The organism is Allomesorhizobium camelthorni (assembly GCF_011045125.1).
GTDB classification, from domain to species: domain Bacteria; phylum Pseudomonadota; class Alphaproteobacteria; order Rhizobiales; family Rhizobiaceae; genus Allomesorhizobium; species Allomesorhizobium camelthorni.
In genome coordinates, this window is record NZ_JAAKZF010000246.1 from 1 (window position 1) to 1386 (window position 1386).

The window sequence follows — 1386 nt, forward strand, 5'->3', positions numbered from 1 at the left end:
CTCGCGTCAGCGTTCGAACGCTGCTCACATTGATGCGCCATTTGAACAGCACGGTTGCCTCCCGTTCCAAGGAGGTGATTCGCGATGAACGTGCAATCGAATCCGTACCGCGTGGCGTCCCAGTCCCTCACAAAGCTTCTGAACCCGAGCACGACACTCCCGCGTCCGTGGCTCGATCTGTCGGCGGAAACGCGGAAACAGATCGCGCAGAGCCTCGCGCAACTGCTCTTGCGGATGCGGCCGACCCGCGCGCCGACGAAGGCGGATCGGCATGTTGAGAGCGTCGAATAGTCCAGACGAGCGCGTCACGGCCGAGCATCGCGGCAAGCTCGCCTACATCTATGTCCGCCAGTCTTCCGTGAACCAGGTGCGTCATCATCAGGAAAGCACGGAGTTGCAGTATCGTCTTGTCGATCGCGCCGTCGCTCTCGGTTGGCCACATGAGCGCGTGCACGTCATCGACGAAGATCTCGGCAAATCCGGGGCCGGCGCCGTCGAGCGAGCGGGCTTCAAGAAGCTGATCGCCGAGATCGGACTGGGAAACGCCGGACTGGTCATCAGCCTTGACGCATCCCGGCTCGCCCGCAACAACCGCGACTGGCATCAACTCCTCGATTTGTGCTCGCTGTTCGGCGTCATCATCGCCGATGGCGAACGGCTTTACGATCCCTGCGCTTACCACGACCGCCTGTTGCTCGGATTGTCCGGCATCATGAGCGAAGCGGAGCTGCATCAGATCAAGCAGCGCCTTCATCAAGGTGAGCGCCAGAAAGCGGCGCGCGGCGAGCTGCGCCTTTGCCTCCCCGCCGGATTGGCTCATGACCGCTCGGGCCAGATCATTCTCAATCCCGATGAGGAGGTGCAGGCGAGGCTCGGCCTGGTCTTCAGCAAGTTCCGCGAGCTTGGGAGCGCGCGGGCGGTGATGCGCTATCTGCGAAAGGAGAATTTGCCGCTGCCGATGCGCCCCCTTCTCGGTCCGGCACCACACGAAGTGGTCTGGTGTGAGGCAAGCAATCCGCGGGTGCTCAGCATTCTCCACAATCCCGGCTATGCTGGGGCCTATGTCTATGGCCGGCGGCGACTGACAGGCGGGCGGCTTCGCCATGGCGTTTATCACCCGCGGACGACCAAGGTCCCCATCGCGGACTGGGAGGTCTGTCTTGAAGCCGCCCATCCTGGTTACATTAACTGGGAGGAGTTCATGGAAAACCAGAGGCGATTGGCGAACAATATCAACCGCTACGAAGCCGGCCATTCGGGTGCGCCGCGCAAAGGTGCCGCGCTGCTGCAGGGCATCGCAGTCTGCGGGCGGTGCGGTCGCCGGATGAGTCTGCGCTACAGCGGTCCCGCGGGGAACTATCCCGTCTACACATGCCGCGCCGACCG

The 1386-nt window shown here is 62.9% G+C and carries 2 protein-coding genes; both read left to right on the forward strand.

The annotated features are described in order from the left end of the window. Positions 1 to 84 precede the first annotated feature (84 nt). On the forward strand, positions 85 to 291 hold the full coding sequence (locus G6N73_RS35625) for a hypothetical protein (protein ID WP_165034534.1): 207 nt from the start codon (positions 85 to 87) through the stop codon (positions 289 to 291). Then, positions 272 to 1386 (forward strand): recombinase family protein (locus G6N73_RS35630; protein WP_165034535.1); only part of this gene is annotated, 1115 nt, incomplete at its 3' end. The genes G6N73_RS35625 and G6N73_RS35630, both read left to right, overlap by 20 nt.

What these genes read in the sequence shown, in the direction of transcription:
- G6N73_RS35625 (WP_165034534.1), top strand. Translation starts at nt 85, where the DNA reads ATGAACGTGCAATCGAATCCGTACCGCGTGGCGTCCCAGTCCCTCACA.